This is a genomic window from Pantoea sp. UBA7232 (genome assembly GCF_002473195.1).
Taxonomy (GTDB): domain Bacteria; phylum Pseudomonadota; class Gammaproteobacteria; order Enterobacterales; family Enterobacteriaceae; genus Pantoea; species Pantoea eucrina.
Genome location: NZ_DKTK01000009.1, coordinates 246620 through 269929, shown reverse-complemented (window position 1 = coordinate 269929; position 23310 = coordinate 246620). Strand labels below are relative to the sequence as shown.

Sequence of the window (23310 nt, the reverse complement as noted above, 5' to 3'; positions counted from 1 at the left end):
CGCCACTCTGATAAATAAAGAGTTTTAAAAAGTGGCACGATAGTTGCTATAATCAGGACGTGGCTCATTCGCCTGTCTGTGATTGCCCCGTAATTTACGGCAGAGCTCACAGAACCCTGAATGACGCACCAAACGGAGCCTGCCGTCCACCTGACCGATAATCGTCTGCATTGCAGCGTTATCAAGCACCGGACGTAACGTTGAGTTAGGCTCCACCTTTTCTGAGCGGCAGACCTTCGGGTCTGCCGTTTGCATTTCCGGCTTTCTAAGCGCGCCAGAGTTAGCTAGCATGCCTGCAGCACACTTTTTACGAGAGCGCGGCAGTATGAGATGGCGTCCGTTTCCCCGATCCCTGCGACAACTGGTTCTGATGGCCTTTTTACTGGTGCTACTGCCGCTGCTGGTGCTGGCGTGGCAGGCGTGGGAAAGCCTCTCTGCGCTCAGTAATCAGGCGGCAGATACCAACCGCAATACCTTTACCGACGTGCGGCGCAGCGAGGCGATGGCCCGCACCGCCCTGGAGCTTGAGCGCAGCTATCGTCAATATTGCGTACTCGGTGATGCTGCGCTGGTCAGACTCTATACCACCCAGTGGACCCGCTACGGACAGATGCTGAACAGCCATGCGGCCAGCCTGCCGGAACTGCCCACGTTTACCCTGCTGCGCAGCACGCTGCCACAGCTCGCCACGGCCGCCTGCGAAAACGGTAATCCTTCAGCGTCCGGTGCCGCTGCGCTGGAGCGCTTTTCTGATGCTAACGCGCGTATGGTGCAGGCGACGCGCGACGTGGTGTTTTCCCGCGGGCTGCAGCTGCAGCGCGATATCGCCGAGCGCGGTCAGTTCTTTGGCTGGCAGGCGCTGATCCTGTTCCTGGTTACGCTGATGCTGGTGCTGCTGTTTACCGGCATGATTATCGGGCCGGTAAAGCGCGTGGAGCGGATGATCAACCGGCTGGGGGAAGGGCAGTCGCTGGAAAATAACGTCAGCTTTCGCGGACCGCGTGAGCTGCGCTCGCTGGGACAGCGTATTGCCTGGCTTAGCGAACGGCTAAGCTGGCTGGAGGCACAGCGACATGAATTTTTACGTCATCTTTCACACGAGCTGAAAACGCCGCTCGCCAGCCTGCGTGAAGGCACAGAGCTGCTGGCCGATGGCGTTGCCGGGCCGCTTAACGCAGAGCAGCAGGAGATCGTCGCTATTCTCGACAGCAGCAGTCGCCATCTGCAGCGCCTGATTGAGCAGCTGCTGGATTACAACCGCAAGCTGAACGAGATGCCGCTTACTCCGGAGCCGGTCGCGCTGGATGCGATCGTGGCGGCTGTCACCCGCGTGCACTCGCTGCCTGCCAGCGCCCGGCGAATAAAAACGCACGTTGATTTGCAGGCCACCCGCTGTCTGGCGGAAGCGACGCTGCTGGAGCGCGTTATCGATAACCTCTACTCGAACGCCGTGAACTATGGTCGTGAATCCGGTAACATCTGGCTGCACAGCCGGCAAAAAGGCGACCGGGTGTGGATTGATGTGGCGAATAGCGGTACTCCGATTCCGCCAGAGGAGCAGGCGATGATCTTCGAACCTTTCTACCAGGGCAGCCAGCAGCGGCAGGGGCCCGTAAAAGGCAGCGGCCTGGGCCTGAGCATTGCAAAAGATTGTCTGCGGCGCATGCAGGGAGACCTGCAGCTGGTCAGTCACAAAGAGGCAGATGTCTGTTTCCGCATTATTTTACCCGCCGGTGCCAGGAAGCCTGAACCATGAAACGCCTTATCAGACAAGCTCTTCTGAGCGTACTTATTTTAAGCGGCGTGAGCGCCTGCCAGCCGCATGCGGTGCCGGTGCCCCAGCGTGAGCATATAAGCGTCACTGAACCCGATACCCGGCTGCCGGACTACCTTACTACCGCCTGTCAGAACGTATGGCCTGCTGAAACCGCAGCGGCGGTAAACAATCCGCTTTACTGGCAGCGAGCGATTGACTGCAGCGAACGGTTTTCGGCGGCTGAAGCCCGCGCAGAGGCCCGCCGCTGGCCGGTGCAGAGCTGGGCGCGCGCCTTCAAGCAGGGCATTCTGCTGGCGAACGGTAACGTCACGCCGGTTGAGCGCCGTCAGTATATCGCCACGCTCGACAGCTACAGCGCAGACTTTCCCGCAACGGTGCGTCCGCTGATCCAGTTGTGGCGCAGTAACCAGGCTGCGCAGCTGGAGCTGAGCGAGGCGCGCAGCCGCTACAGCGCGCTGCAGCAGAGTCACGATAGCGAACTGGATGCCCTGCGCCACCAGCAGGCCCGGCTGCATCAGGCGCTGAACGAAACCCAGCGTAAACTGGAGCGGCTGACTGACATAGAGCGCCAGCTTTCATCGCGTAAAGCGCCGGACAGCAGCGACAGCCCGCACGCCGGGGACGAAATCCGGGAGGAGCAGCCATGAGTGCACGTGCCCGTTTACTGCTGGTGGATGATGACCCGGGCCTGCTCAGGCTGCTCGGTATGCGTCTCAGCAGTGAGGGTTTTCAGGTCGCTACCGCCGCCAGCGGGGCTGAGGCGCTGCGTCAGCTGCAGAAAGAGCCCGCGGATGTGGTCATCAGCGATCTGCGTATGGATGAGATGGACGGGCTGGCGCTGTTTGGCGAAATTCAGCGGCGTCACGCCGGGCTGCCGGTCATTATTCTGACCGCACACGGCTCCATACCCGATGCGGTTTCTGCCACGCAGCAGGGGGTATTCAGCTTTCTCACCAAACCCGTGGATCGCGACGCGCTGTATAAAGCGATCGATGAGGCGCTGGCGCTGCGTGCACCGATCAGTGACGACCGGTGGCGTGAAGCGATTGTCACCCGGAATCCGCTGATGCAGCGGCTGCTGGAGCAGGCGCACATGGTGGCGCAGTCGGACGTCTCCATACTGATTAACGGTCAGAGCGGCACCGGGAAAGAGGTGCTGGCGCAGGCAATTCATGCTGCCAGTCCGCGCGCGGCGAAACCCTTTATCGCCATTAACTGCGGCGCACTGCCGGAGCAGCTGCTGGAGTCAGAGCTGTTTGGCCACGCGCGGGGCGCATTTACCGGCGCGGTCAGCGCGCGCGAAGGATTATTTCAGGCAGCAGAGGGCGGCACGCTGTTTCTGGATGAGATTGGCGATATGCCTCCGGCGCTGCAGATCAAACTGCTGCGCGTGCTGCAGGAGCGCAAAGTGCGTCCCCTTGGCAGTAACCGGGATGTGGAGATCAACGTACGTATCCTTTCTGCCACCCATCGCGACCTGCCAAAAGCGATGGAGAAAAAGAGTTTTCGGGAAGATCTCTACTACCGGCTCAATGTCGTGAATCTTAAACTTCCGGCGCTGCACGAGCGTGCTGAAGATATTCCGCTGCTGGCTAACCATTTACTGCGTCAGGCCGCCGGGCGCCACAAGCCATTTGTCCGCAGCTTCTCTGCCGGTGCAATGAAGCGGCTGGTCAGCGCCAGCTGGCCGGGTAACGTCCGTCAGCTGGTTAACGTTATTGAGCAGTGCGTTGCGCTGACCGTTGCTCCCGTGATTGGTGAAGCGCTGGTAGAGCAGGCGCTGTCGGGCGAGAACACCGCGCTGCCCACCTTTGCGGAGGCGCGCAACCAGTTTGAGCTGAACTATCTGCGCAAGCTGCTGCAGATGACCAAAGGCAACGTTACTCACGCCGCGCGTCTTGCTGGACGTAACCGTACCGAGTTCTATAAGCTGCTGTCTCGTCATGAGCTGGACGCCAGCGACTTTAAAGAGTAGTTAGCCGCGCCACCGGCGCCGTTAGCGATATATACTTTCTGTTATCCGTCCGTCATGGAGGGAGCGAAAAAGGGATCTGCGATGAAAAAGATCGATGCAATTATTAAACCATTCAAACTTGATGACGTGCGTGAAGCGCTGGCGGAAGTCGGCATCACCGGGATGACGGTGAGCGAGGTCAAAGGGTTTGGACGTCAGAAAGGCCACACCGAACTCTATCGTGGTGCCGAATATATGGTCGATTTCCTGCCCAAGGTAAAAATCGAGATGGTGGTCGGGGATGACATTGTCGATACCTGCGTGGAAACCATCATGAAAACGGCGCAGACCGGCAAAATCGGCGACGGTAAAATTTTCGTATTTGACGTGGCGCGCGTGGTGCGTATCCGCACCGGCGAAGAGGATGAAGAGGCAATCTGATACTCTGTCCGGTGTCACAGTAAAAGCCTGCCTGCCGCAGGCTTTTTTATTGCTGCAATTACAGCACCTTGTGCGGGCCGAAAACCTCATAGTGAATGCGTGCGGTATCGACGCCTGCATCCAGCAGCTGGCGAGCGACAAACTGCATAAACGGCAGCGGCCCGCACAGCCAGAACGCGCGGTCCGGCTGGTTCAGCTCCGCTGACACGCAGGCCAGATCCATTACGCCCTCTGCATCATACCGGCCGGCATCGTCGCTGGCAGGCTGGCGATACCAGACGTGGCTGCGAAAGTGCGGCAGGGTGGCACCCAGCGCGGCAACTTCCCGCGCAAAGGCGTGCTGCGCGCCATTTTCAGCCGCGTGCAGCCAGGTCACGGCTGCCGGATGCTGTTGCTGCGCCAGCACCGCGAGCATCGCTAACATCGGCGTCTGACCGACGCCCGCTGAGATCAGCGTCACCGGCGTCGCTGGTTCTGTCTGCAGCACGACGTCACCCGCCGGCGCGCTGCACTGCACAATATTTCCCACCCGGGCGCAGTCGTGCAGCCAGCCCGACACGGTGCCGTGCGCTTCACGTTTGACAGCAATACGGTAGGCTTTGCCGTCAGGCGCGTGCGTCAGCGAATACTGGCGATGCTGCATAAACCCGTTTTCTGTCAGACGCAGGCTGAGCGTCAGGTATTGTCCCGGCAGAAAATCGGCCACCGGCTGCCCGTCATTGGGAACCAGCTCCAGACTGGTAATCACGCTGCTTTCCGGCGTAATGCGGCGGATACGAAAGTCACGCAGGCCGCGCCAGCCACCACTCTTCTGCTCAGATGCCTGATAGATAGCTTCTTCACGCTGAATAAAGACCTGCGCCAGCAGCGCATATGCTTTGCCCCAGGCCGCAAGTACCTCCTCGTCCGGATTGAGCTGCTCCTTCATGGTGGCCAGCAGCGTGGCGCCTACCAGATCGTACTGTTCAGGCCGGATATTCAGGCTGGCGTGCTTCTGCGCAATTTTCTCGACCGCCGGCAGCAGCGCTGGCAAATCCTCCAGATGGGTGGCGTAAGCGCAAATCGCATTAAACAGAGCTTCACGCTGATCGCCGCTGCGCTGATTGTTCATGTTAAACACGTTTTTCAGTTCAGGATGATCGTTCAGCAGTTTGTGGTAAAAACAGCCGGTAAGAGCGGGTCCCATTTTTGCTATAGCGGGCACGGAAGATTTAATGGTCGCGATAGTCTGAGCGTCAAGCATGGTGTGTTCCTCAGCGGATAACTTAAAAGATGTATTTTAAATGAATCTTATGCCGTGCACGTCCGGCTGTAAACCGGCAGCAGCAGCTTTTAGCGCGAGCCGGGTACGCATTCCGGGCGGTTTACGCTGATCTTCCGTCAATCCATGCCCTTTTTTTGCGTGCAGCTAAAGCGTAAAAAAGGCGTTCCAGCGGCATGCCAATCGTTTGCGTAAAAAGAGCGCCCTGGCGCTATCGTCCCCTGGCAAAACCGTTTACACTGTTGGCCTTCGCCCCTAAGCGGGGGCTTAAATTGCCGTTAAAGTTGCTGAGTCAGGAGATGCGGATGTTAAAGCGTGATATGAACATTGCCGATTATGATGCCGATTTGTGGCAGGCTATGGAGCAGGAGAAAGTGCGTCAGGAAGAGCACATTGAACTGATCGCTTCAGAAAACTACACCAGCCCGCGCGTTATGCAGGCGCAAGGTTCACAGCTCACCAATAAATACGCGGAAGGCTATCCGGGCAAGCGCTACTACGGCGGTTGTGAATATGTTGATATCGTTGAGCAGCTGGCGATCGACCGCGCAAAAGCCCTGTTTGGTGCAGATTTTGCCAACGTTCAGCCTCACTCTGGTTCGCAGGCAAACTTCGCTGTTTACACCGCGCTGCTGCAGCCGGGTGATACCATTCTTGGTATGAATCTGGCGCACGGTGGTCACCTGACCCACGGTTCACCGGTCAATCTTTCCGGAAAACTCTACAACGTTATCCCGTACGGCATCGATGAAACCGGCAAAATCAACTATGACGAACTGGCCGAGCTGGCACAGACGCATAAGCCAAAAATGATCATCGGCGGCTTTTCTGCCTACTCCGGCGTCTGCGACTGGGCAAAAATGCGTGAAATCGCTGACAGCATCGGCGCCTGGCTGTTTGTGGATATGGCTCACGTGGCAGGTCTGGTGGCAGCTGACGTCTATCCTAACCCGGTTCCGCACGCGCATATCGTGACCACAACTACGCATAAAACGCTGGCGGGTCCGCGTGGCGGCCTGATTCTGGCGCAGGGCGGAGATGAGGATCTGTATAAGAAGCTCAACTCTGCGGTCTTCCCTGGCGGACAGGGCGGCCCACTGATGCACGTCATCGCCGGTAAAGCTGTAGCTTTCAAAGAGGCGATGGAGCCGGAGTTCAAAACCTATCAGCAGCAGGTGGCTAAAAACGCGAAAGCGATGGTTGAAGTCCTGCTGGAGCGCGGTTACAACATCGTTTCCGGCGGTACGTATAACCATCTGTTCCTGATCGATCTGGTGAGCAAAGGCCTGACCGGTAAAGAAGCGGATGCCGCTCTGGGACGTGCAAATATCACCGTGAACAAAAACAGCGTGCCAAACGATCCGAAAAGCCCGTTTGTGACCTCTGGCGTGCGTATCGGTACACCAGCGGTAACCCGTCGCGGCTTCAAAGAAGCAGACGTGCGTGAACTGGCTGGCTGGATCGCCGACGTGCTGGATAACGTGAATGACGAGGCCACCATCGAACGCACCAAACAGAAAGTGCTCGATATCTGTGCCCGTCTGCCCGTTTATGCCTGACAGGTTTTAACGGATGAAAAAAGGATGGCTCCGGCCATCCTTTTTTATTGGTGTATTTTCCGCTGCTTAGCGCACGATTGATTCGCTCTGCGGGTTTCTTTTTAGCCGGTGCTTTGCCAAAGTAGCGCCCAAACCGCAGGCAGTGGCGCGCGCCACAGGAGAGAGCATGACCATCGCATCAGCCAGATGGCTGGGACTGAGCTATTTCACCTACTTTTTTTGCTACGGCATCTATTTACCTTTCTGGAGCGTCTGGCTGCAGGGCAGCGGACTCGATGCGGAAAAAATTGGCCTGCTGCTCGGTTGTGGCATGGTCGCGCGCTTCGCCGGCAGCCTGCTTATCGCTTCACAGGTTAAAAATCCGGCTCAGCTGATTGTCGCGCTGCGGCTGCTGGCGCTTCTGACCGCACTGTTCGCTCTCGGCTTCTGGTTCGGCGGCCAGTGGCTCTGGCTGCTGCTGGTCATGGTAGGGTTCAATCTCTTTTTCTCTCCGCTGGTGCCGCTGAGCGATGCGCTGGCGGCAACCTGGACGCGCCAGATTGGGCTGGCCTACGGTCCGGTGCGGCTGTGGGGATCGCTGGCGTTTGTCATCAGCTCGGCGCTCACCGGCATGCTGGTCAGCGCTTACTCTTATCAGGCGGTTTTGCTACTGCTGAGTCTGGGCGTCGTGGCCATGCTGAGCGGGATGCTGCTGCCACCGCAGACGCGTCCGCAGGGTGAGGCGCGACAGGGCGCCAGCGGCGGCTGGGCGGCGTGGCGCGATCTGCTGCGGGAAAAGAGCGTCTGGCGTTTTATGATCTGCGTTACGCTGCTGCAGGGCGCGCATGCTGCCTACTACAGCTTCAGTGCCATCTGGTGGCAGCAGGCGGGCTACTCCGCCTCCGTGGTGGGGTATCTGTGGTCGCTCGGCGTGGTGGCGGAGATTGTAGTCTTTGCCCTCAGTAACCGTCTGTTCAGACGCTGGAGCGCGCGCGATCTGCTGCTGCTTTCCGGCGTCTGCGCGTTGCTGCGCTGGACGCTGCTCGGCGCCACGACCGCGCTGCCGCTGCTGGTTGTCGCACAGATTTTGCACTGCGGCAGTTTTACCATCTGTCATCTGGCGGCGATGCGCTTTATCGCTGCACGTAAAGGCACCGAGGTGATTCGCCTGCAGTCGCTTTACTCGGCGCTGGCGATGGGGGGCGGAATTGCCGTGATGACCATGATCTGCGGTGTCCTGTTTGCTCACCTGCAGGGGCATCTCTTCTGGGTCATGGCGCTGGTGGCGCTGCCGGCGCTGTTCCTGCGCCCTGCGGCTCAGGCGTCCAGCAGCTGAAGAATACGCTGCTGCTGATGATCGCTTAACGGCAGTTCTGCATGGATCAGCGGCGGCGAAAAGAGCGGCAGCGAAATAGCATAGGGAGTCACTACCAGCGCCACATCGCGCGGTGCGCCCTCGCGCTGGAAGTGCAGCATATCCTGATAGGTTATATTGATCGGCAGCAGCGTCATGTCGCGCAGCTGTTGCTCCAGCAGCTGCTCCAGCGCGGCGTCGACGCCGGTGAGCAGCAGTACCTGCTTCTCCTGCAGCGCGCTCTCCTGCATCATCCAGGCACCAAACAGCACCGCCACCAGGCTGGTCTCTTCCGCGCTGAACTGCGTGCCAAAGTCGCTGCTGAAATGGTACAGCGCGCGCTCGGTGGTGCGCATCAGCCGCGGATAGAGCCGCGCCACATCCAGCGCCACGCTATTATCGATGCCAATAGAAAAATGGCTGCGGTCCAGCGCCTGCGCCAGATGGGTATAGAGCTGGAGCTTCAGCTCATGCTGGTTGCGGATGCGCGTTTTTGCCAGCTGTTCAAAACGCGCAATCAGCGCTTCGGTGGCACTCATCAACCGGTGCGCCTGTGGCATACTCAGCTGGGTGGCATCAGGCGCATGAATCAGGCTGAAGAGCAGCGTCCAGAAATCGGTTTCGCTGGCATCGGGCATCAGATGACAGCGTTTCTGCCAGTGGTGAATGACATCGTCTGCTGCGGCACGCTCCGCTTTGTCTGCCAGCCAGCTGCGCTGCCGCTCGCTGAACAGCGCCGCCTGACGCTGACAAAGGGCATACTTCATAAAAATAAGCAGAAAAAGCTGGTCGCGGGGAGAGAAATTGCGCATCAGCCGCAGGCTGCAGTGCTGGATCAGCGCCTGCAGGTTGATCTCATCCCACAGCGCTTTTTCAATCTGCAAAACTTTGAGCCGCTGACGCAGGGCGGGAACAAAATGGTCGCAGACAAACGCCTGCGACAGGCGCAGCGCGCGTCGCAGCCAGTGGATCAGGCAGAGTCTTCTGTCCAGTTCCGTGCCGTGAATGCGAAAGCTGCCATCCACCATCTGATGCAGTTCCAGCTGATGAAAGCGCTGTATCTCATCGCCCACATCCGCGATATCCTGACGGGCAACCGCAGGATCAACGCCGTTCAGCTGGCACAGTTTATCGAGCGTCAGGGCGGGGGCGGGCAGAAATAACAGCAGTAACAGATGGCAACGTCGCTGGGAACGGCTGAAGAGCGGTGCTGTAGCAGGCGCAAAACTCATCACGTATTTTATCCGCAGCTCATTTTTCAGCTAAGAATAGCCAATATCGCGCTGAAATTACGCTATCGGTGCAGACTTTTACTCAGAGCTTCAGGGCGGGTCACAGTTTTTTTCGGGCCACGTAAACCTTTACCTTATAAATTGTTACTTTATAACATATGAAAATTGCGCTTTTACTGGTTACGCTGTTTTTCTCCGCTGCGGCTGCATGCCATCCGCACAGTTTTATTGCGATGAAAGCAGAGCTGAAAAGCCAGAACGATCGGCTGACTGGCATAAAAATGGTCTGGACGATGGACGAAATCACCTCCGCCGACCTGCTTTATGATGCCGGGCAGGCCAGTCCGGGTGATGTGGTATGGAAAAAGCTGGCGGCTCAGGTGATGGCTAACGTACTGGGTCAGCACTATTTTACCGAGCTGTGGCAGGAGAAAACGCGGATAAAATTTCTTAATTTGCCGCAGGAGTACAATTTGTCGCGTAGCGGACATAAGGCCGTGCTCGAATTTATTGTGCCGCTGGGCGAGCCGCAGCCGTTGGCCGGGAAGCGTTACCGTATGCTGACGTTTGATCCCAGCTATTTTGTTGATATGCAGTATGAGACGTCACAGGATATTGCCATGGATGAGAACCTAAAGGCGCACTGCCAGCTGAAGCTTACGACCCCACAGCCGGACGCGTCGCTGCAGCAGTATGCACTGTCGCTGGATAAAGCTGACGCGCCGCCGGAAGATATGGATTTGGGCCGCCAGTTTGCCCAGACGGTGACGCTGATATGTCGCTGAATATTCCGCTCCCTACGCGGCGTCGCTGGCCACTGCCCGCCGCCGGCCTGTTGCTGCTGCTGACCGCAATGCTGCTCTGGCACGCCTGGCCGCACATTCTGTTACAGAGCGTGCTGTGGCAGAAAGCGCTTAACCATTCCCTGACACAGCTGCTGCAGCAGGTCGCAGCACAGCCGCGCCAGGCGGGGATAACGCTGCTGCTGCTGAGCCTGGCGTATGGCGTCCTGCACGCGCTGGGACCGGGGCATGGCAAAGTGGTGATCGCCACTTTTTTAGCGACGCACCCTGCGCAGTTGCGCACCAGCATTCGTCTGACTCTGCTGGCTGCGCTGCTGCAGGGCGGGGTAGCCATTGCCCTGGTGACGCTGATGCTGGTGGTACTGCAGACCTCATCGCGCCAGCTCCATCTCAGCAGCTACTGGCTGGAAAAGGGGAGCTACCTGCTGGTTATCGCGCTGGGCTGCTGGCTGGGCTGTCGCGCCGTGAAATCGCTGCGGGCAGCCCTGCGTCCGGCGGCGGGCTGGCAGATCCGGGCAATACATACGCAGCATCAGCATGACGCAGCCTGCGCATGTGGCCATACGCATGTACCGGATGCGCATCAGCTGGCGCACGCGGTGAGCTTCAGGACTCAGCTGCTGCTGGTCCTCTCCATGGGCCTGCGCCCCTGTTCAGGGGCGCTGATGATGCTGCTATTCGCTAAAGTGATTGATGTTTATCTGTGGGGCGTGGCCGCTGCGCTGGCGATGGCGCTGGGGACCGCGCTGACGGTGTCTCTGCTGGGCATCATGGTTCAGCGTTCGCGCGTGCTGGCAGCGAGATTGAGCCGTTCAGCAGCCGATCAAAAACGAACTGCGGTAGTGATGGCGCTGCTCATGCTACTGGGGGCGGTTGCGCTGATACTTGCCGGAGCGCTTCTGTGGCAGAGTGCACTCCCCGCTGCCAGCAACGGCCTGCGCCCCTTTTAACCGGACCCGGGATAAACATCCGGCCGCGCATAATCTGCCGGATGTTTAATTTTCCGCTATCAGAGAAAAATATCCTGCTGTGCACCTCTGGTGTAAATAGCATTCTCTGTCTACGCTAAATGACATCAGCTGAGAATTAACTTTTTTAAAATAAACTTTTATCAGTCGTCGTTTTTTGCGAGGAGAATACCATGCCTGAAATCCGGACTCATAATGGCATCACGGAGACCGTGACCGATACACATGCGGGACTGCCGTTAAAACGCATTTCATGGAGCGCAATATTTGCAGGTGTTATCGCTGCGCTGATTGTTCATATATTACTGGGAGTATTGGGTACGGCAATTGGTGCTACGACCATTGATCCACAGCAGGAGCAAAATCCTCTGGAGCATCTTGGTACTGGCGCGCTGATCTGGACCGGTGCCAGCATGCTGATTGCGATGGCGGTAGGTAGCTATATCGCCGGCCGTCTGGCACAGCGCGAAGGCGCACTGCACGGTTTACTGATGTTTGGTGTCAGTACGCTTATTACTCTGTGGCTGGCTTTCTCTCTGGCAAGCGGTATTATTGGCGGCGCCTTTAATATTCTGGGTTCAGGTGTAAATGCGCTGGGTAATGGTATTTCTTCTGTTGCGCCTTCGCTGACCAATATGGCGAAAGAGAAGCTGCAGGAAAATAATATTAACCTCGACGATCTGCAGAATGAGCTGGAGACCACGCTGCGCCAGACCGGCAAGCCGGAATTACAGCCAGAAAATCTGCAGCAGGATGCAAATAACGAAGCGAACAACGCTGAGAATCAGGCAAAAAATACGGCACAAAATCCGCAGAACGCGGATGCTGATTTGAGCAACTGGTTTAAAGGCGTGCTGAGCCGTCATTCTGATACGCTGCAGGCTGCTGACCGCGATGCGCTGAAAAATATTATCAAAGCGCGTACCGGTAAGAGTGACCAGGAAGCAGAACAGATTGTTAACCAGGCAGAGCAGAGCTATCAGCAGGCGATGCAGAAGTATCAGCAGCTGAAGCAGGAAGCGGAGCAGAAAGCACGTGAAGCAGCAGAACAGGCTGCCGCTGCTACGGCGAAAGCGAGCTGGTTCACCTTCATCATGCTGATTATCGAAGCCGTGCTGGCAGCGATTCTGGGTGGTGTAGGTCGCCGTACTCAGCCGCGTCAGGTGTTAACGCACGAACGTCGTTAATCAGTACCATTAAAAAAGGCGGCCCGCGGGCCGCCTTTTTTTTTGCTTAGCGCTTCAGCGCTTCGCTCAGCTCTTCGCGCATATTAGCCAGCATGGCTTTTACGACGCGCGGATTGCCGGCTACGATGTTACCTGAGTGCAGATAACCGTGGTTGCCGGTGAAGTCAGTCACCAGACCGCCCGCCTCACGTACCAGCAGCTCACCCGCTGCAAAATCCCACGGCTTCAGGCCAATCTCGAAATAGCCATCAACGCGGCCGGCTGCGACATAAGCCAGATCCAGCGCGGCTGAACCGCTGCGACGGAAGTCTGCGCACTGGGTAAACAGTTTGCCAACAATATTGATATATGGCGTCGCGTGCTGCTTAACCTTGAACGGGAAGCCGGTCGCCAGGATGGTGCCATCCAGATCGCGGGCGTTGCTGCCGCGCAGACGATAGCCATTCAGCTGTGCGCCCTGACCGCGTACGGCGGTGAAGAGTTCATTACGCATTGGATCGTAAACCACAGCCACTTCAGTGCGGCCTTTAATGCGCACGGCAATAGAGACGGAGAAGTGTGGCAGACGTTTGATGAAGTTGGTGGTGCCATCCAGCGGATCGATTACCCATTGAATATCCTGATCCTCACCCGCCAGCTCACCGCTCTCTTCGGTGATGATGGTGTGTTGTGGGTAAGATTTACGAATGACTTCGATAATCAGGCTTTCTGCGTCACGGTCAACATTGGTCACGAAGTCGTTGCTGCCTTTCTGGCTGGCTTCGACAGCGTCGGGAGTTTCGTAATTTTTGGCAATTAAATTTCCGGCCTTGCGCGCTGCGCGCACGGCGATGTTGAGCATCGGATGCATCGGTATCTCTCGCTGGATGTTAAAGAACGGGGAAAACGGCGCGGAGTATAGCAGCGTGTTCAGCAAATGTCCTGCATTTATGTTAGGATACGCGCCATCATTTTCTCACCCGCTCATAATTATGCTGCAAAATATCCGAATTGTACTGGTTGAAACGTCCCACACCGGCAACATGGGTTCTGTTGCCCGCGCCATGAAAACCATGGGGTTAAGCAACCTTTATCTGGTGAATCCGCTGGTTAAACCTGACTCGCAGGCGATCTCTCTTGCGGCGGGGGCCAGCGACGTTATCGGCAACGCCCGCATTGTTGATACGCTGGATGAGGCGATTGCCGGCTGCAGCCTGGTGGTAGGTACCAGCGCCCGTTCACGTTCGCTGCCATGGCCGATGCTGGATTCACGCGAGTGCGGCATCAAGAGCGTGGAAGAGGGACAGCAGGCACCGGTCGCGCTGGTGTTTGGTCGTGAGCGCGTCGGACTGACCAACGACGAACTGCAGAAGTGTCATTATCACGTAGCCATTCAGGCTAACCCGGAGTACAGCTCGCTGAATCTGGCAATGGCGGTGCAGATCATCGCTTATGAAGTGCGTATGGCGTGGCTGGATGCGCAGGAAAAAGCGGCTCCGCAGCCGGAATATGAAGCCTCACCTTATCCGCTGGTGGACGATCTGGAACGCTTTTATCAGCATATCGAACAGATGATGCTGGAGAGCGGCTTTATCCGTACCGGCACGCCGAGCCAGGTGATGAGCAAACTGCGCCGCCTCTATACGCGTGCCCGTCCGGAACGCGATGAGCTGAACATTCTGCGCGGCATGCTCTCCTCCTTTGAAAAACCCAAAGGCGAAAAGGGTAATAGTTGAGTAAAACGCCAGGTTAAATAGTTGAGTAAATTACTCGGTTAAATAGTTGACCAAAATACTCGGGAATGGCAGACTGCGCTGACTGACATTCCACCGATAACCCGCCTGCATAAGGGCGGATGCCGACGAGGTTTTACGCTATGAGACTGACATCCAAAGGACGCTATGCCGTTACCGCTATGCTGGACGTAGCCCTGCATTCGCATGAGGGGCCGGTACCGCTGGCGGATATTTCCGAGCGTCAGGGGATTTCACTCTCCTATCTGGAACAGCTGTTCTCGCGTCTGCGTAAGCACGGCCTGGTTGCCAGCGTGCGCGGGCCGGGTGGCGGTTATCTGCTGGGTAAAGATGCCAGTGCTATCGCAGTGGGTGCGGTGATCACCGCGGTAGATGAGTCGGTGGATGCGACCAAATGTCAGGGCAAAGAGGGCTGTCAGGGTGGCGAACGCTGCCTGACTCACGTTCTGTGGCGCGATCTCAGCGAGCGCATCAGCGATTTCCTGAACAATATTACGCTGGCTGAGCTGGTGAATAATCAGGAAATCCTGGATGTTGCCGATCGTCAGAACAGCGTGGATAACCGTCGTTTTCAGCAGCATCGCGTGCAGGAAACCATCAACGTTAATCTGCGTGCCTGATCGCAATCCTATTGCCTGACTGAAGACTGACTTTTACAAAGCCCCGGGCGCTTAGCGATTAAGCCCCCGGGGCTTTGTGCTGTTAGCGCTCCCGTCACCGGCCGCATGACCGGTTTACTCTCTGCAGGCTGAATCATGCTATAAAGACCTGTGTTTTATTTTACGGAGTTACAGCGCCATGAAATTACCGATCTATCTGGATTACGCAGCGACCACGCCTGTGGATCCACGAGTCGCCAGCAGAATGATGCAGTGTCTGACGCTGGATGGCACCTTCGGTAATCCCGCATCCCGTTCCCACCGCTTTGGCTGGCAGGCTGAAGAGGCCGTTGATGTTGCCCGCAATCAGATTGCGGTGCTGGTTAACGCCGATCCGCGCGAAATAGTCTTTACTTCCGGCGCGACCGAAGCGGATAACCTCGCCATTAAAGGGGCAGCACACGCCCGTCAGGCGCGCGGACGGCATATCATTACCAGCCAGACGGAACATAAAGCGGTACTCGATAGCTGTCTGCAGCTGGCGCGCGAAGGGTTTGATGTGACCTGGCTGACGCCCGGCAGCGACGGTATTGTCACGCCGGATATGCTGGCTGCCGCACTGCGCGACGATACCGTGCTGGTGTCGCTGATGCACGTGAACAACGAAACGGGTGTCATCCAGGATATTGCGGCGCTGGGCGCGCTCTGTCACGCGCGTGACATTTTGTTCCACGTGGACGCCACGCAGAGCGTGGGCAAGCTGCCGCTTGACGTCAGCACGCTGCCGGTGGATCTGATGTCGTTCTCGGCGCATAAGCTCTATGGACCCAAAGGCATCGGTGCGCTCTGGGTACGCCGCAAGCCGCAGGTGAAGATTGACGCACAGATGCACGGCGGCGGGCACGAGCGCGGTATGCGTTCCGGAACGCTGCCGGTGCATCAGATTGTCGGTATGGGTGAAGCCTATGCGCTGGCAGGCGAGGTAATGGCAGAAGAGATGACGCGACTCGCCACGCTGCGTCAGCGGCTCTGGCAGGGCATCAGCCAGCTGAGCGGCGTACAGCTTAACGGCTCGCTGGCACACAGCGCACCAAATATCCTCAATATCAGCTTTGCGCAGGTTGAGGGTGAAACGCTGATTATGGCGCTGAAAGATCTGGCGCTTTCATCCGGCTCAGCCTGTACCTCGGCGAGTCTGGAACCCTCCTATGTGCTGCGCGCAATGGGCGTTGAGCCGGAGCTGGCCTACAGCTCGCTGCGCTTTTCGCTGGGGCGTTTCACTACGCAGGAGGAGATTGACTACGCGATTGCGCTGGTCAATAAAGCCGTCAGCCGGATGCGGGCCGTTGCCCCGGCAGCCGCCCGCTGATCCATGCCACTCCGCGCCGGTCTGGCGTGGAATGAGACCAAACGTAAACGGAGCGACGCGATGACAACACAACCGATGAATATTACGCTCAGCACGCAGCCTGCTGATGCGCGCTGGGGCGAAAAAGCCCTGCTGAGCAGCAGCGAGAGTGGTATGACGCTGCACCTTACGGGCAGTGATGCGCTGCTGACGATTCAGCGCGCGGCGCGCAAGCTCGACAGCCAGGGGATCCGTCACGTTGCGCTGTGCGGTGACGACTGGGATCTGGAAAAGTGCTGGGCATTCTGGCAGGGCTATCGCAGCCCGAAAGGCGCGCGCCAGGTGGAATGGCCGGCGCTCAGCGACAGCGATCGCGCTGAATTCGATCGTCGTCTGCAGATTATTGACTGGGTGCGCGATACCATTAACCTGCCCGCGGAAGACCTGAGCCCGGAACAGCTGGCGCACAGCGCTATCGATCTGATCAGAGACGCGGGTGGCGATGCCGTCAGCTATCGCATCACTAAAGGCGAAGATCTGCGCGAGCAGGGGTATAGCGGTATCCATACCGTTGGGCGTGGCTCGTCGCGCGTGCCGGTACTGCTGGCGCTTGACTTCAACCCGACCGGTGACGCAGATGCGCCGGTTTACGCCTGTCTGGTCGGTAAAGGGATCACCTTTGATACCGGCGGCTACAGTCTGAAGCAGAGCGCATTTATGGACTCTATGAAGTCCGATATGGGCGGAGCGGCGACCGTCACCGGCGCGCTGGCGCTGGCGATTGCTCGTGGGCTGACGAAGCGCGTAAAACTCTATCTCTGCTGTGCCGATAACATGGTCAGCGGCAACGCATTCCGTCTTGGCGATATCATCCGCTACCGCAACGGTAAAACCGTTGAGGTGATGAACACCGATGCGGAAGGGCGTCTGGTGCTGGCGGATGGCCTGATTGACGCCAGCGAGCAGAAGCCGGAGCTGCTGATTGATGCTGCCACGCTGACCGGCGCAGCCAAAACGGCGCTCGGCAACGACTATCACGCGCTGTTTACCTTCGACGATGTGCTGGCTGAGTCGCTGCTGGGCAGCGCCACCGGCGAAAATGAAGCGTTCTGGCGTCTGCCGCTGGCGGAGTTCCACCGCAGCCATCTGCCGTCAAATTTTGCCGATCTCAACAACATCGCCAGCCCGGCTCACGCCGCCGGTGCCAGCAGCGCGGCCGCATTCCTCTCGTGGTTTGTTGAAAAATATCAGCAGGGCTGGCTGCATATTGACTGCTCCGCAACCTACCGCAAAAGCGCGGTGGATCAGTGGTCAGCGGGCGCAACCGGACTCGGCGTGCGCACGCTTGCCAACCTGTTACTGAAATAATCCCGCTTCGGGCAGGCTGGCTCCTGCCCGCTTTTTTGGAATGAAACACGCATGAGTAATCGTCTTGAAGAGGTGCTGAAGCTGGCGGCCACCGAGCCGGCGCATCGCCCGGAGTTTTTTCAGCTGTTGCTGGCCGCAGATGTCTGGGTGCCAGGTGAAAGCCCGGCTGAACAGTTTAACGCGACCTCGCCCGTCGAGTTACAGCACTGGGAGAAAGAGGGAGGCGGCAGCGTGATCCCGTTTTTCAGCTCTGAGGCGGCTATGCGCGAGGCGATAACGGATGAACAGCCGTGGCTGCGCCTGCCGGCGCGTACGCTGTTTGAGATGACGCTGGGGGAAGCGCTGTTTCTGAACCCGAAATTACCAGCGGGTAAAGAGTTTACGCCGGGTGAAATCGCGCATCTGCTGGGTGAGGAGGGAAGTGCGCTGAGCCAGCAGACAGTGCTGGAGGGCGGCCACGCGCTGCTGCTGTCGGAGGTAGCTGAGCCGCCGGCACAGATGATCGACTCCCTGACCCAGCTGTTTGCTAAATATAAACAGGTGCGCCGCGCCTACATTGCCAGCCTGCGTGAAAGCGTGAACGAAGCGCCTAATCTGCTGATTGGTATAGAAGCTGACAGTGATATCGATGAAATTATTCAGGCCGCAGGCAGCGTGGCGACCGATACGCTGACCGATGATGCTCCTGTTGATATCTGCGAAGTGGATGCCGGACAGCATGGCGTCAGCCATTTTTTTACCGCGCATATCACGCCATTTTATGAGCGGCGCTGGGGCAGTTTCCTGCGCGATTTTAAAGGCAGCCAGCGCATCATTTAACCATCGTATGTTGATGCGTATGGCCCTGGCACGCGCATAACGCGGGAATTCCCTGTAGGGGCGCCATTCATGGCGCCCTGGTTTCAGGCGGGTACGGATCCTGTAGGGGCGCCATTCATGGCGCCCTGGTTTCAGGCAGGCGACTATTTTTCAATCGGTAAATCGTCGCGGCTGCCCCATTCGCCCCAGGAGCCGTCATAGAGCGTTGCGTCGCGGACGCCCAGCGCCGTCAGCGCCAGAATCAGCACCACCGCCGTTACGCCCGAGCCGCAGCTGGCAACGATGGGCTTATCCAGCGCCACGCCTGCCTGCGCAAACTGCTGACGCAGCTCGGCGGCGGGTTTCAGCGCGCCATTCTCCACCAGACTGTTCCACGGCAGATTCAGGCTGTACGGAATATGTCCGCGCAGCAGGCCGGGACGCGGCTCATCCACCTCAGCGTTAAAGCGGTTTGCTGCGCGCGCGTCCACAATCTGCGCGCCTCCTTCATGGCTGAGCAGCAGTACATCGTTCAGTCGCTTCACCTGACTGCTGTCGAAGTGTGCCGCGAAGTCACCTTCCGGCAGCGCCACCGGGCCGTCTGCGGTAGTCAAACCTGCGGCTTTCCAGCCCTGCAGACCGCCGGCCAGAATGGAGATGCGCTGGCAGCCAAAGGTGCGCAGCATCCACCAGGCGCGCGGGGCAGAGAAGAGATTACCCTCGTCATACACAATCAGATGCTTATCCTGCACCACCCCCAGCTCACGCATTGCGACAGCAAAACTCTCCGGGCGGGGCATCATATGCGGGTAAGGGCTGGTGTGATCGGAAAGCGCTTCAATATTAAAGAAAGCTGCCTGCGGCAGGTGACTGGCCAGATACTCTGCGGTGACATCGCGCACTGCATCCTGACCCGGCGGAACCATGCGCGCATCCAGCACCTGTACTTCTTCATCACCGTAGTGCTCATGCAGCCACTCAGCAGATACAAACAGGGGAACCGTCATTGCCATCTTCTCTCTTCTTGCGGAAAAGGTCAGTCTCCGGGAATGTGCAGGCTATCTCAAGCCCGCAATGGCTAAAGTGAGCGCCGCGGGATGAAAATGCAGCATCTGTTCTGCTGAAGATATCCGGCCTGCAGCACAGGGCGTAAACCCGTGGCGGGTGCGTCACGGTGCAGCCTGCACCGCAAAAAGTAATTATTTTCAATAATTCCACCAATCACTCATAGGCAACACGCGTCGATCTCCCTATAATCGGCGCGTTTTTCTTACCGGGAGAGGGTTCCCGGTTTATTCAGGATGCTAATTCAGAGGTAATCATGGCAATCGAACGTACTTTCTCCATCATTAAACCAAACGCCGTTGCTAAGAACGTTATCGGTGCTATCTACAACCGTTTTGAGAGCGCGGGCTTCAAAATCGTTGGCGCAAAAATGCTGCACCTGACCAAAGAGCAGGCTGAAGGCTTCTACGCTGAGCACAAAGGCCGTCCATTCTTTGATGGTCTGGTTGAGTTCATGACCTCTGGCCCGGTAGTGGTTTCTGTTCTGGAAGGCGAAAATGCCGTTCAGCGTCACCGTGACCTGATGGGTGCGACCAACCCGGACAACGCACTGGCAGGCACCCTGCGTGCAGATTACGCGGACAGCTTCACCGAAAACGCGACCCACGGTTCTGACTCTGCAGAGTCTGCTGCCCGTGAAATCGCTTACTTCTTCGCTGAAAACGAAGTCTGCGCGCGCACCCGCTAAGTGCATTGCGGCTGAAGCGGACAGGGGAGTTTACACCTTTTACGCTGGCGTAAAACGGTTACCCTGGCATCGTGCCGCAGTTATAGTACAATAATGCGCCCCTGTTGAGCCTGGCTCAGCCGGGGCGCTGTTTTTTCTTCTTCCTAACCAGAGCCGTAACGTGTAACAACGAGGCCAGAGATTATTATGTCTGAACAGATTGTGACGCCAGCTGACGCGTCCCCCGCCGTGGTTTCTCCTAAAAACGAAAAAATTAACCTGCTCGATCTCAATCGTCAGCAGATGCGTGAATTTTTTATCGAAATGGGCGAGAAGCCGTTCCGTGCCGATCAGGTCATGAAGTGGATTTACCACTACTGCTGCGACGATTTCGAGCAGATGACGGATATCAACAAAGTGCTGCGCGGCAAGCTGATGCAGCGCGCAGAGATCCGCGCGCCGGAAGTAGCGGAGGAGATGCGCTCCAGCGACGGCACCATCAAATGGGCGATTCGCGTAGGCGATCAGCTGGTGGAGACGGTCTATATTCCGGAGGCGGAGCGCGCCACGCTGTGCGTCTCTTCTCAGGTAGGCTGCGCGCTGGAGTGCAAATTCTGCTCTACGGCGCAGCAGGGTTTTAACCGCAACCTGCGCGTTTCCGAAATTATTGGTCAGGTATGGCGCGCGGCCAAAATTATTGGCGCCGCGAAAGTCACCGGCCAGCGTCCTATTACCAACGTGGTGATGATGGGCATGGGTGAGCCGCTGCTCAACCTGAACAACGTCGTGCCGGCGATGGATATTATGCTGGATGATTTTGGCTTTGGCCTCTCCAAGCGCCGCGTCACGCTCTCCACCTCAGGCGTTGTGCCCGCGCTGGATAAGCTTGGCGATATGATTGACGTAGCGCTGGCGATCTCGCTGCACGCGCCGAACGATACCATTCGCGATGAAATTGTCCCGATCAACAAAAAATATAATATCGAAACCTTCCTGGCGGCGGTGAAGCGCTATATCGGCAAATCCAATGCCAATCAGGGCCGCGTGACCATTGAGTATGTGATGCTGGACCATATCAACGACAGCACCGACAATGCGCATGAGCTGGCGGCGCTGCTGAAGGATACGCCCTGCAAGATCAACCTGATCCCATGGAACCCCTTCCCGGGAGCCCCTTATGGCCGCAGCTCCAACAGCCGTATCGATCGCTTCTCTAAAGTGCTGATGGACTATGGCTTTACCACTATCGTGCGTAAAACCCGCGGCGATGATATCGATGCGGCCTGCGGCCAGCTGGCGGGCGATGTGATCGACCGTACCAAGCGTACGCTGCGTAAAAAGATGGCGGGTGACGCTATCTCTGTGAAGGCGATCTGAAACCGCACGCCCGCCGATTCGCTGCGGGCGTAAAGCGTGGCACTCTCCCGGTTTATTCGCAGGGAGAGCGCTATGCTAAAAGGATTAGGTATTGCCGTTGCGGCAGGCTTTGTTGTAACCGGGTGTGTCACCGGCCCGTCATCACATCGTGCGGCGGATATTCGTCTGCAGCTGGGACTGCACTATTTAGCCGCAAATAATTTAGCGGCTGCTGAACGCAATCTGCTGCAGGCGCAGCGCGTGGCTCCTGAAGATTACCGCGTGCCCCTGGCGCTGGCGCGGGTCGCTCAGGCGCAGCAGAATAGTATACAGACGCGCCGGTACTACCAGCGGGCACAACAGTTAGCGCCCGCTAATGGTTATGTCGCTAACAATTACGGTGCGTTTCTCTGCAGATTAGGGCAGTATGGCGAAGCGCATCAACAGTTTAAGCTGGCAAGTGCGGCGCCGGAGAGCGATGCCCGTCAGGATCTCCTTCTGATTTCAGGCTATTGTTATCTGCAGGCGGGCGACGAGGCCGCCGGGCGCAAACGGCTGCTGCAGGCGCTGGAAGCCGCACCTGAGCAGGGAAACTGGCTGCTGGAGGAGGGTGAACGGCAGCTGATGCAGCCGGCAGGAAAAATGCTTCCCGTGCTTTTAGAACTCTACCATCAGCGTCTGCCCGCAACGGCAGAGAGTCTGTGGTTACAGATACGTTTCGCCGCGCAACAGGGAAACGCTGCTGACGTTACACGTTATGGCGACCGGTTGGCGCGAAGTTTTCCACAATCGATACAGTACCAGCGTTATTTAGCTAATGAATACTGAAGCCACTCAAGAAAAATCTGCAGTACATTCCACAGGTGAACGCCTGCGTCTGGCCCGTGAGCAGATGGGGCTGACGCAGCAAAACGTCGCTGAGCGCCTGTGCCTGAAACTTTCTACCGTGCGTGACATTGAAGAGGATAAGTCGCCGGCCGATCTCGCATCGACCTTTCTGCGCGGTTATATTCGCTCCTATGCCCGCCTGGTTCATGTACCGGAAGACGATCTGCTGCCAATGATGGCAAAGCAGGCGCCGGTGCGCGCGGCCAAAATCGCGCCGATGCAGAGCTTCTCGCTGGGCAAGCGCCGCAAAAAGCGCGATGGCTGGCTGATGATCTTTACCTGGCTGGTGGCGTTTGTTGTTATTGGCCTGACCGGCGCTTGGTGGTGGCAGAATCACAAGGCTTCGCAGGACGATCTGGTCTCAATGGCCGATCAGAACGGCAGCAGCGACGGCGGTCAGTCTATTCCGCTGGGCGATACCAGCACCGACAGCACCAGTGACAGCGACACCAATGCCGCCGGCACGCCGGTTGATAACGGTGCCGGCGCGGTGACCTCACAGAGCAGCACCGCTGGCAGCGCGGATAACAGCAGCCGCGCGCCGGCTGCCTCTTCGGCCACCTCTGGTGATAACGCGGTCGTTTCTCCTTCGCAGGCGCCGGTTGATAACGCGCCGCCAGCGGCCACCTCGCCGGCACCGGCCAACAGCGTCGCAGCTGGCAGCATGCCAACCGCGAGCGCGGCTGTCAGCCAGCCCGCAGGCGATCCCAACGCTGTGGTCATGAATTTCAAGGCCGACTGCTGGCTGGAAGTCAGCGATGCAACCGGCAAAAAACTGTTCAGCGGGATACAGCGTAGCGGTGGCAAGCTCAGCCTCTCCGGCACGCCTCCGTATCGTCTGAAAATTGGCGCACCGCGTGCGGTTGACGTGCAATATCAGAATCAGCCCGTTGATTTAAGTCGTTTTATCCGTAATAACCAGGTTGCCCGTCTGACGCTGGGTGCGCAATAACGCGCAGCGCGCTTTCCGGGG

At 57.9% G+C, this 23310-nt stretch carries 22 protein-coding genes; 18 read left to right on the top strand and 4 right to left on the bottom strand.

Annotated features, from left to right (window positions below):
• Positions 1–325 precede the first annotated feature (325 nt).
• From B4056_RS11180 to glnB, 4 genes are all read left to right on the top strand, one after another.
• Positions 326–1756: a sensor histidine kinase gene (locus B4056_RS11180; RefSeq protein ID WP_071667889.1), complete on the top strand. Its 1431-nt coding sequence runs from the start codon at positions 326–328 to the stop codon at positions 1754–1756.
• Complete coding sequence (gene qseG / locus B4056_RS11175; protein ID WP_039379666.1) at positions 1753–2424, top strand: two-component system QseEF-associated lipoprotein QseG; 672 nt, start codon at positions 1753–1755, stop codon at positions 2422–2424. The genes B4056_RS11180 and qseG overlap by 4 nt, the downstream gene beginning before the upstream one ends.
• Positions 2421–3752, top strand: coding sequence for a two-component system response regulator GlrR (gene glrR / locus B4056_RS11170; protein WP_039379663.1), 1332 nt, complete (start codon positions 2421–2423; stop codon positions 3750–3752). Before qseG ends, glrR begins: the two co-directional genes overlap by 4 nt.
• A gap of 81 nt (positions 3753–3833) precedes the next feature.
• Positions 3834–4172 (top strand): nitrogen regulatory protein P-II, encoded by a 339-nt coding sequence (gene glnB, locus B4056_RS11165; RefSeq protein ID WP_007886217.1) that lies wholly within the window; start codon positions 3834–3836, stop codon positions 4170–4172.
• Positions 4173–4230: 58 nt separating this feature from the next.
• On the opposite strand, the gene hmpA is transcribed toward glnB, so the two are convergent.
• Entirely contained in the window at positions 4231–5415 is a 1185-nt protein-coding gene (gene hmpA, locus B4056_RS11160) for an NO-inducible flavohemoprotein (RefSeq protein ID WP_094112079.1), read from the bottom strand.
• A gap of 323 nt (positions 5416–5738) precedes the next feature.
• Between hmpA and glyA the strand changes: the two genes are divergently transcribed.
• Both glyA and B4056_RS11150 read left to right on the top strand, forming a co-directional pair.
• On the top strand, positions 5739–6992 hold the full coding sequence (glyA, locus tag B4056_RS11155) for a serine hydroxymethyltransferase (RefSeq protein WP_039379655.1): 1254 nt from the start codon (positions 5739–5741) through the stop codon (positions 6990–6992).
• 166 nt (positions 6993–7158) lie between these two features.
• Positions 7159–8307 (top strand): 3-phenylpropionate MFS transporter, encoded by a 1149-nt coding sequence (locus tag B4056_RS11150; protein WP_071667891.1) that lies wholly within the window; start codon positions 7159–7161, stop codon positions 8305–8307.
• On the opposite strand, the gene csiE is transcribed toward B4056_RS11150, so the two are convergent.
• Complete coding sequence (gene csiE, locus B4056_RS11145) at positions 8289–9557, bottom strand: stationary phase inducible protein CsiE (RefSeq protein ID WP_094112080.1); 1269 nt, start codon at positions 9555–9557, stop codon at positions 8289–8291. The two genes, B4056_RS11150 and csiE, sit on opposite strands and share 19 nt — an antisense overlap.
• A 158-nt stretch (positions 9558–9715) precedes the next feature.
• Between csiE and B4056_RS11140 the strand changes: the two genes are divergently transcribed.
• From B4056_RS11140 to B4056_RS11130, 3 genes are all read left to right on the top strand, one after another.
• A complete protein-coding gene (locus tag B4056_RS11140; protein WP_094112081.1) occupies positions 9716–10342 on the top strand; it encodes a DUF1007 family protein in 627 nt (208 codons plus the stop codon).
• A complete protein-coding gene (locus tag B4056_RS11135; protein WP_094112082.1) occupies positions 10333–11310 on the top strand; it encodes a nickel/cobalt transporter in 978 nt (325 codons plus the stop codon). The genes B4056_RS11140 and B4056_RS11135 overlap by 10 nt, the downstream gene beginning before the upstream one ends.
• A gap of 191 nt (positions 11311–11501) precedes the next feature.
• The gene (locus tag B4056_RS11130; protein WP_039379643.1) at positions 11502–12515 is read left to right on the top strand and encodes a TIGR04086 family membrane protein; all 1014 of its coding nucleotides are present in this window, start codon (positions 11502–11504) and stop codon (positions 12513–12515) included.
• Between the two features lie 46 nt (positions 12516–12561).
• Here B4056_RS11130 and suhB read toward each other — a convergent pair whose 3' ends face one another.
• Positions 12562–13365 carry an inositol-1-monophosphatase gene (suhB, locus tag B4056_RS11125; RefSeq protein WP_039379640.1) on the bottom strand — a complete coding sequence of 268 codons (804 nt, stop codon included), beginning with the start codon at positions 13363–13365 and terminating at the stop codon, positions 12562–12564.
• 121 nt (positions 13366–13486) lie between these two features.
• Here suhB and trmJ point away from each other — a divergent pair, with 121 nt between their 5' ends.
• The 5 genes from trmJ (at position 13487) to sseB (ending at position 18382) form a co-directional block, all read left to right on the top strand.
• Positions 13487–14230 carry a tRNA (cytosine(32)/uridine(32)-2'-O)-methyltransferase TrmJ gene (gene trmJ / locus B4056_RS11120; RefSeq protein WP_288654754.1) on the top strand — a complete coding sequence of 248 codons (744 nt, stop codon included), beginning with the start codon at positions 13487–13489 and terminating at the stop codon, positions 14228–14230.
• 140 nt (positions 14231–14370) lie between these two features.
• Complete coding sequence (iscR, locus tag B4056_RS11115; RefSeq protein WP_094112084.1) at positions 14371–14868, top strand: Fe-S cluster assembly transcriptional regulator IscR; 498 nt, start codon at positions 14371–14373, stop codon at positions 14866–14868.
• 178 nt (positions 14869–15046) lie between these two features.
• On the top strand, positions 15047–16216 hold the full coding sequence (locus B4056_RS11110; RefSeq protein WP_288654753.1) for an IscS subfamily cysteine desulfurase: 1170 nt from the start codon (positions 15047–15049) through the stop codon (positions 16214–16216).
• Between the two features lie 60 nt (positions 16217–16276).
• On the top strand, positions 16277–17563 hold the full coding sequence (pepB, locus tag B4056_RS11105; RefSeq protein ID WP_039385612.1) for an aminopeptidase PepB: 1287 nt from the start codon (positions 16277–16279) through the stop codon (positions 17561–17563).
• 51 nt (positions 17564–17614) lie between these two features.
• Entirely contained in the window at positions 17615–18382 is a 768-nt protein-coding gene (gene sseB / locus B4056_RS11100) for an enhanced serine sensitivity protein SseB (RefSeq protein ID WP_039379633.1), read from the top strand.
• A gap of 143 nt (positions 18383–18525) precedes the next feature.
• On the opposite strand, the gene sseA is transcribed toward sseB, so the two are convergent.
• On the bottom strand, positions 18526–19368 hold the full coding sequence (gene sseA / locus B4056_RS11095) for a 3-mercaptopyruvate sulfurtransferase (RefSeq protein ID WP_039385610.1): 843 nt from the start codon (positions 19366–19368) through the stop codon (positions 18526–18528).
• A 314-nt stretch (positions 19369–19682) separates the two neighbouring features.
• Here sseA and ndk point away from each other — a divergent pair, with 314 nt between their 5' ends.
• The 4 genes from ndk (at position 19683) to rodZ (ending at position 23289) form a co-directional block, all read left to right on the top strand.
• Positions 19683–20114 (top strand): nucleoside-diphosphate kinase, encoded by a 432-nt coding sequence (ndk, locus tag B4056_RS11090; RefSeq protein ID WP_039379630.1) that lies wholly within the window; start codon positions 19683–19685, stop codon positions 20112–20114.
• Between the two features lie 186 nt (positions 20115–20300).
• On the top strand, positions 20301–21470 hold the full coding sequence (locus tag B4056_RS11085) for a bifunctional tRNA (adenosine(37)-C2)-methyltransferase TrmG/ribosomal RNA large subunit methyltransferase RlmN (RefSeq protein WP_039379627.1): 1170 nt from the start codon (positions 20301–20303) through the stop codon (positions 21468–21470).
• Between the two features lie 72 nt (positions 21471–21542).
• Positions 21543–22277, top strand: a complete 735-nt coding sequence (gene pilW, locus B4056_RS11080; protein WP_071667896.1) for a type IV pilus biogenesis/stability protein PilW — start codon at positions 21543–21545, stop codon at positions 22275–22277.
• Positions 22267–23289 carry a cytoskeleton protein RodZ gene (gene rodZ, locus B4056_RS11075; protein ID WP_071667897.1) on the top strand — a complete coding sequence of 341 codons (1023 nt, stop codon included), beginning with the start codon at positions 22267–22269 and terminating at the stop codon, positions 23287–23289. The genes pilW and rodZ overlap by 11 nt, the downstream gene beginning before the upstream one ends.
• Positions 23290–23310 lie beyond the last annotated feature (21 nt).